The sequence below is a fragment of the Microbacterium sp. genome (assembly GCF_035277845.1).
Classification (GTDB): Bacteria; Actinomycetota; Actinomycetes; order Actinomycetales; family Microbacteriaceae; genus Microbacterium.
In genome coordinates, this window is the sequence record NZ_DATEJS010000037.1 from 1 (window position 1) to 7175 (window position 7175).

The window sequence follows — 7175 nt, forward strand, 5'->3', positions numbered from 1 at the left end:
CGCCACCCCGCCCACCGACGGCGGCGTACTGCCCGCGGACGAGGTGGAGACCTCGCTCGAACCGGCCGACGAAGACGAGCGCCTGGCCGACGAAGTGCCCGTCGACGCACCGATCCCGCCCTCCATCGTGCCGCCGCAGCGCCCGCAGCCGCCGCAGCCCGAGGCTTCCGCGGCATCCCGCGACACGGCCTCCCGGCGTCCGGCGACGAACGGCATCCAGCGCTACGGGGAGGCCGTCGTGCGACAGATGCTCGGCGCCACGTTCGTGCGCGAAGAGCCCTATGAGACGGGCACGAGGTTCAGCTGATGTACGACGGCATCGTCCAAGACCTGATCGACGAGTTCGGGCGCCTGCCCGGGATCGGGCCGAAGTCCGCGCAGCGCATCACGTTCCACATCCTGCAGACGCCGAACTTCGACGTCTCGCGGCTGTCCGACCTGCTGCACGACGTGCGCGAGAAGGTGCGGTTCTGCGAGGTGTGCGGCAACGTGTCCGAGCAGGACCGCTGCGCCATCTGCCGCGACCCGCGCCGCGACCAGACCTTCATCTGCGTGGTCGAGGACGCGAAGGACGTCGCCGCCATCGAGCGCACGCGCGAATTCCGCGGGCTGTACCACGTGCTCGGCGGCTCGATCAGCCCGATCGCGGGCATCGGCCCCGACGACCTGCGCATCGCCCAGCTCATGCAGCGGCTCGCCGACGGCACCGTGCAGGAGGTCATCCTCGCCACCAACCCCAACCTGGAGGGGGAGGCGACCGCGACCTACCTCAGCCGGCTGCTGACGACCCTCGAGATCACCGTCACGCGCCTCGCCTCCGGCCTGCCGGTCGGCGGGGACCTCGAGTACGCCGACGAGGTCACCCTCGGCCGCGCGTTCGAGGGCCGGCGGTCGGTGTGAACAAGACCACGCACGCCGTCTCGGTGCGCGCCTGGTGGCTGTACGCCGGCATGGCGCTGCTGTGGGGCATCCCGTACCTGTTCATCAAAGAGGCCGTCGCCACCATCTCGCCGGCAGGCGTCGTGGCGGGACGCACGCTGCTGGGCGCGCTGATCCTGCTGCCGTTCGCGCTGCGCGCCAGAGCGCTCGGGCCGGCTCTGAAGAAGTGGCCGTGGGTACTGCTGTTCGGCGCGATCGAGATGGCGGGGCCGTTCCTGCTGCTGAGTCGTGCGGAGACCGTGCTCCCGTCCGGGCTCACCGGGCTGCTCGTGTCCACCGTGCCGCTGTTCGCGGCGATCATCGCGATGCTCGCCGGCGACCGCGGGATGCTGAAGCCGCTGCGGGCCGCCGGTCTCGTGCTGGGGTTCGTCGGCGTCGCCGTGATCGTCGCCGGACCGTCGCTCGTGGCATCCGGCCCCGGCGCGCTCATCGCGGTCGGCGAGGTGCTGCTCACGGCGATCCTGTACGCGACGGCGCCGTTCGTCGTGGCGCACAAGCTGCACGACGTCCCGTCGCTCGGCACCATGACCCTGTCGCTCGGCGCGGTGGGCCTCGTCTATCTGCCGATCGGGCTGCTCACCCAGCACGGGGTGCCGACGGTGCGCAGCAGCATGTCGCTGCTGGCCCTCGCCGTGCTGTGCACCGCGGTCGCGTTCATCGTCTTCTTCGCCCTCATCGCGGAGGTGGGGCCGGCTCGGGCCGGCCTTTTCACTTACGTCAATCCGGTCGTGGCGCTCGCGCTCGGTGCGGTGCTTCTCGGTGAGCCGATCACGCCGGGACTGCTCATCGGATTCCCGCTCGTCATCGTCGGCTGCTGGCTCGCCGCGACCGGCGGCCGGTTCCGCGCCCCGAAAGCGGCGGCCGAGGTGCCCGAGAGCGACCTGCCTCCCGTCGCCTCCGGCTGACGAGCGGTGCCGCGGGACGTCATCCGGCGGGAGAGGATGTCGCGGCATCCGTAGAATCGATGCAGCGGCGCTCTGCCGCGTGAACCCCGGGAGTCGCACAGTGGCATTGATCGTGCAGAAGTACGGCGGGTCGTCCGTCGCCGACGCGGCGAGCATCAAGCGCGTCGCCAAGCGGATCGTGGACACCCGTCGGGCCGGGCACGAGGTCGTCGTGGCCGTCAGTGCCATGGGCGACACCACCGACGAACTGCTCGACCTCGCCGACCAGGTCGCGCCCATCCCGGCGCCGCGCGAGCTCGACATGCTGCTGTCGTCCGGGGAGCGCATCTCGATGGCCCTGCTGGCCATGGCGATCCACTCGATGGGCTTCGAGGCCCGTTCGTTCACCGGCAGTCAGGCCGGCATGATCACGGATGCCACGCACGGCGCCGCCCGCATCGTCGACGTCACGCCGATCCGCCTGCGCGAGGCCCTCGACGAGGGCGCCATCGTGATCGTCGCCGGTTTCCAGGGCTTCAACCGCGACACCCGCGACATCACGACCCTCGGCCGCGGCGGCTCGGACACCACCGCCGTCGCCCTCGCAGCGGCGCTGAACGCCGACGTCTGCGAGATCTACTCCGACGTCGACGGCATCTTCTCCGCCGACCCGCGCGTCGTGCCCAAGGCGCACAAGCTCGACCACATCTCCAGCGAGGAGATGCTCGAACTCGCCGCCAACGGCGCCAAGGTCCTCTACATCCGGGCCGTCGAGTACGCCCGCCGCCACGGCGTGCTCATCCACGCCCGGTCCACATTCAGCTCGGGCGAGGGCACCCTGGTGCTCAACCAAGCCCGTCGCGAAGCACTCGCAGCCCAAGGAGAGCACATGGAAGAGCCCGTCGTCGCCGGAGTCGCGACCGACCTCAGCCAGGCCAAGGTCACCGTCATCGGCGTTCCCGACGTTCCCGGCAAGGCCGCCGAGATCTTCAAGATCGTCGCCAAGTCCGGTGCGAACGTCGACATGATCGTGCAGAACGTGTCGGCCGCCACCACCGGCCGCACCGACATCTCGTTCACCCTGCCCAAGACGGATGCCGCCACCGCGCTGAAGGCGCTCGCCGGCGACCAGAACGAGGTCGGGTTCGAGAGCCTCGTGCACGACGACCAGGTCGGCAAGCTGTCCGTGGTCGGCGCCGGTATGCGCACCCACTCGGGCGTCTCCGCGACGCTGTTCGAGGCGCTGTCCACCGCCGGCATCAACATCGAGATGATCTCGACCTCCGAGATCCGCATCTCGGTCGTGCTGCGCGCCGACGACATCGCCGAAGCCGCCCGCGTGGTGCACACCGCGTACGGGCTCGACGGCGACACCGAGGCCGTCGTCTACGCCGGCTCCGGTCGCTGAGGCGGGTGCGCACGAGCATCTCCGCGGCGGACTTCTTCGCCGCGAAGCTGATCTTCGAGACCGATCCCTCCGACCTGGCGGCGGAGCGTGCGTCCGGCACGCCGCCGCTGGTCATCGACACGCGCAACGACGCGGCCTGGGGGCAGGGACGCATCCCCGGCGCGATCCACCTCCCGAACGCAGAGCTGGCATCCCGCATCCCTGAGGTCGCCCCCGACCTCGACACCGCGATCGTGGTCTACTGCTGGGGTCCGGGCTGCAACGGCAGCACGCGGGCCGCCCTCACCCTGGTGCAGCTCGGCTACACGGACGTCCGCGAACTCATCGGCGGCTTCGAGTACTGGGCGAGGGAGGGCCTCGCGGTCGTCACCGATGACGGCCGCACGCGCCGCGACCCGGACCCGCTCACGGCGCCCGTCGGCTGACCGGTCCCGAACGCCGCCGGCTCACCGACCGCGTGGGCCGACACATGGGGACCCGGGAATACAGGCGCCGGTAGAATGACCCAAACCCCTGAAACGAGCCGTGGAGGCACCATGACCCGCATCTCTGACTCCGGATACTCCGTCGCCGTCGTCGGCGCCACCGGCCAGGTCGGCACGGTCATGCGCGAGATCCTCGCCCAGCGCGACTTCCCGATCGGGGAGCTGCGCTTGTTCTCCACCGCGCGGTCCGCCGGTCGCGCGGTCGACTTCGGCGGCCACACCATCATCGTCGAGGATGTCGCCACCGCCGACCCCGCCGGCATCCAGATCGCCCTCTTCTCCGCGGGAGCCACCGGCAGCCGCGCCCACGCACCGCGCTTCGCCGCGGCCGGCGCCGTCGTCATCGACAACTCCAGCGCCTGGCGCATGGACCCCGAGGTTCCGCTCGTGGTCAGCGAGGTCAACCCGCACGCGATCGACCAGGCCGTCAAGGGCATCATCGCGAACCCGAACTGCACCACGATGGCCGCGATGCCGGTGCTGAAGCCGCTGGATGCCGCTGCCGGCCTCGAGCGTCTCATCGTCAGCACCTACCAGGCCGTCTCCGGCTCCGGCCTCGCCGGCGCGCAGGAACTGCTCGGCCAGGTCGAGGGCGTGCTGGCGCAGAACAACACGCTGGCGCTCGTGCACGACGGCTCCGCGGTCGACTTCCCGCAGCCCGAGAAGTACGTCGCGCCCATCGCGTTCGACGTGATCCCGTTCGCCGGCAACCTCGTCGACGACGGCGACAACGAGACCGACGAAGAGAAGAAGCTGCGCAACGAGAGCCGCAAGATCCTCGAGCTGCCGAACCTGCGCGTCGCCGGCACCTGCGTGCGCGTGCCCGTGTTCACGGGTCACTCGCTGACGATCCACGCCGAGTTCGCCGACGACATCACCCCCGACCGGGCCCGCGAGATCCTGGCATCCGCTCCCGGCGTGGTGCTCGACGAGGTGCCCACCCCGCTGCAGGCGGCCGGCAAGGACCCGAGCTTCGTGGGCCGCATCCGCGCCGACCAGTCCGCACCCGAGGGCAAGGGACTCGTGCTGTTCATCAGCAACGACAACCTGCGCAAGGGCGCGGCCCTGAACGCCGTGCAGATCGCCGAGCTCGTCGCCGAGCGGCTCGGCCAGACCGTCCCGGCCTGACCAGCCCTCCCGGGCGCACCTCGGCGGGGAATCGCCGCCGATGCGCCGGATGGGCGACGCCGTGTACAGCGGGGGCATCCTCACTGGCCGTGACGGCGCGTCAGGGCGCCTTCGGCCGAGCCTAGGATGGAGCCGTGACTGAAAACGTCGACGTGCTCCTGATCGGCGGTGGCATCATGAGTGCCACCCTCGGAACGTTCCTCCAAGAGGTTCAGCCGGACTGGAAGATCGCGCTCTTCGAGCGTCTTCCGGAGGTCGCGCTCGAGAGTTCGAACGCGTGGAACAACGCCGGAACCGGTCACGCCGCCCTGTGCGAGCTGAATTACATGCCGGACGGCCCCAGCGGTCTCGACCCCGCCAAGGCGATCTCGATCAACGAGCAGTATCAGCTCAGCCGCCAGTTCTGGGCGACGCTGGTGGAGCGCGGGGTTCTCGACGAGCCGACGACGTTCATCAACTCCACCCCGCACATGACGTTCGTGCACGGCGAGAAGGGCGTCGACTTCCTCCGCCGCCGCTACGAGGTGCTCAAGCAGCAGCCGCTGTTCGCCGGCATGGAGTACTCCGAGGACTCGCGCGTCATCAACAAGTGGGCGCCGCTGCTGACCGCCAAGCGCCTTGCCGGTGAGCCCATCGCCGCCACGCGCGTCGAGACCGGCACCGACGTCGACTTCGGTGCGCTCACCGTGCAGCTGGTCGACAACCTCCGCACCGGCGGTGCCGACGTGCGCACCAACACCGAGGTCCGCTCCCTCAAGCGCCTGGCCGACGGCACCTGGAAGGTCAAGTACCGCCGTTCCGTGGGAAACGCGCCCGGCGAGATCCGCGCGAAGTTCGTCTTCGTCGGCGCCGGCGGCTGGGCCCTGCGCCTGCTGCAGAACTCCGGCATCCCCGAGATCAAGGGCTACGGCTGCTTCCCGATCGGCGGCCAGTGGCTGCACACCTCCGACCCGAAGCTCGTCGCCCAGCACAAGGCGAAGGTGTACTCGCAGGCATCCGTCGGCGCCCCGCCGATGTCGGTGCCGCACCTCGACGCCCGCATCGTCGACGGCGAGGAGTCGCTGCTGTTCGGCCCGTTCGCCACGTTCAGCCCCAAGTTCCTCAAGAACGGCTCGATGTGGGACATCGTGCGGCAGGTGCGCCCGTCGAACCTCGGCAGCATGCTCAAGGTCGCGGTCACCAACCTCGACCTCATCAAATACCTCATCAGCGAGCTCGCGAAGAACCACCACCGCAAGGTGGAGGCGCTGCGCGAGTACGTGCCCACCGCGAAGGACGAGGACTGGACCCTGCTGCAGGCGGGCCAGCGCGCCCAGGTGATGGTCGGCGGCAAGCTGCAGTTCGGCACCGAGGTCGTCAACGCGAAGGACGGTTCCATCGCGGGCCTGCTCGGGGCCTCGCCGGGTGCTTCGACGGCCGTGCCGATCATGCTCGAGCTCATGGAGAAGTGCTTCCCGGAGCAGTTCCCGGCCTGGAAGCCCACGCTCACCGAACTCATCCCGACCTACGGCCAGAAGCTCAACGGACAGCCTGAGCTGGCGCACGAGACCGAAGCGGAGACGGCCGAGGTGCTCGACCTCACCGGTCCCGTTCCGTTCGCCCTCCCCGCCTCCGTCTGAGGCCGCGCAGGGCGGTGCCGGCCCGCCAGTAGACTCGCCGGGTGGCAAAACTGTACTTCCGCTACGGCGCGATGAACTCCGGTAAGTCCACCGCGCTGCTGCAGGCCGCGTACAACTACGAGGAGCGCGGCCAGCACGTGCTGCTGGCCAAGCCCACCATCGACACCAAGGATGCCGACCGCATCTCCAGCCGCCTCGGCGTGAGCCGCGAGGTGGACTTCCTGGTGGATGCCGACGCCGACATCCGCGCCCTGTTCCAGGAGCACCGCGCGCGCGTGCAGCGGCGGGCCCGCGAGGCACTCGTTCCCGAGGCGGATGCCGCCCGCGCGGATGTGGCGTGCCTGCTGATCGACGAGGCCCAGTTCCTGACCCGCGAGCAGGTGGACGACCTGCTGCGCATCGTCGTGCTCGACGGCATCCCGGTGCTGGCGTACGGCATCCGCACCGACTTCCAGACGCAGGCGTTCCCCGGCTCGCGCCGGCTCATGGAACTCGCCCACAGCCTCGAGGAGCTGAAGACCATCTGCCGCTGCGGCCGCAAGGCGCTCTTCAACGCGCGGCTCGTCGGCGGCCGATTCGTGTTCGACGGCGACCAGGTGGCGATCGACCAGTTCAGCGCCGACCGCGTCACCTACGAGTCCATGTGCGCCGAGTGCTACCTCACCGAATCCGGCGGTCGCCTCGGCTGAGGCATCCTCCCCGCCCGACCCGA

The 7175-nt window shown here is 70.0% G+C and carries 7 protein-coding genes and 1 pseudogene; all 8 read left to right on the top strand.

Annotation, left to right across the window (positions count from 1 at the left end; translation table 11 throughout):
- Positions 1–307: pseudogene (locus VJR25_RS01335) on the top strand (DNA polymerase III subunit gamma and tau); the annotation flags it as partial.
- Positions 307–900, top strand: coding sequence for a recombination mediator RecR (gene recR / locus VJR25_RS01340; RefSeq protein ID WP_324111731.1), 594 nt, complete (start codon positions 307–309; stop codon positions 898–900). The pseudogene VJR25_RS01335 and the gene recR, both read left to right, overlap by 1 nt.
- Positions 897–1844 carry a DMT family transporter gene (locus tag VJR25_RS01345; RefSeq protein ID WP_324111733.1) on the top strand — a complete coding sequence of 316 codons (948 nt, stop codon included), beginning with the start codon at positions 897–899 and terminating at the stop codon, positions 1842–1844. The genes recR and VJR25_RS01345 overlap by 4 nt, the downstream gene beginning before the upstream one ends.
- A gap of 100 nt (positions 1845–1944) precedes the next feature.
- Entirely contained in the window at positions 1945–3231 is a 1287-nt protein-coding gene (locus tag VJR25_RS01350; protein WP_324111735.1) for an aspartate kinase, read from the top strand.
- A gap of 5 nt (positions 3232–3236) precedes the next feature.
- Positions 3237–3656 (top strand): rhodanese-like domain-containing protein, encoded by a 420-nt coding sequence (locus VJR25_RS01355; protein ID WP_414683700.1) that lies wholly within the window; start codon positions 3237–3239, stop codon positions 3654–3656.
- 111 nt (positions 3657–3767) lie between these two features.
- The gene (locus VJR25_RS01360; RefSeq protein WP_324111737.1) at positions 3768–4844 is read left to right on the top strand and encodes an aspartate-semialdehyde dehydrogenase; all 1077 of its coding nucleotides are present in this window, start codon (positions 3768–3770) and stop codon (positions 4842–4844) included.
- Positions 4845–5020: 176 nt separating this feature from the next.
- Positions 5021–6463: a malate dehydrogenase (quinone) gene (gene mqo, locus VJR25_RS01365; protein WP_324111742.1), complete on the top strand. Its 1443-nt coding sequence runs from the start codon at positions 5021–5023 to the stop codon at positions 6461–6463.
- Positions 6464–6504: 41 nt separating this feature from the next.
- Positions 6505–7152, top strand: coding sequence for a thymidine kinase (locus tag VJR25_RS01370; protein WP_324111738.1), 648 nt, complete (start codon positions 6505–6507; stop codon positions 7150–7152).
- Positions 7153–7175 lie beyond the last annotated feature (23 nt).

Bases quoted from the DNA above. Each gene is read 5' to 3' on its own strand.
- VJR25_RS01360 (WP_324111737.1), top strand. From the start codon at position 3,768: ATGACCCGCATCTCTGACTCCGGATACTCCGTCGCCGTCGTCGGCGCC.
- recR (WP_324111731.1), top strand. From the start codon at position 307: ATGTACGACGGCATCGTCCAAGACCTGATCGACGAGTTCGGGCGCCTG.
- mqo (WP_324111742.1), top strand. From the start codon at position 5,021: ATGAGTGCCACCCTCGGAACGTTCCTCCAAGAGGTTCAGCCGGACTGG.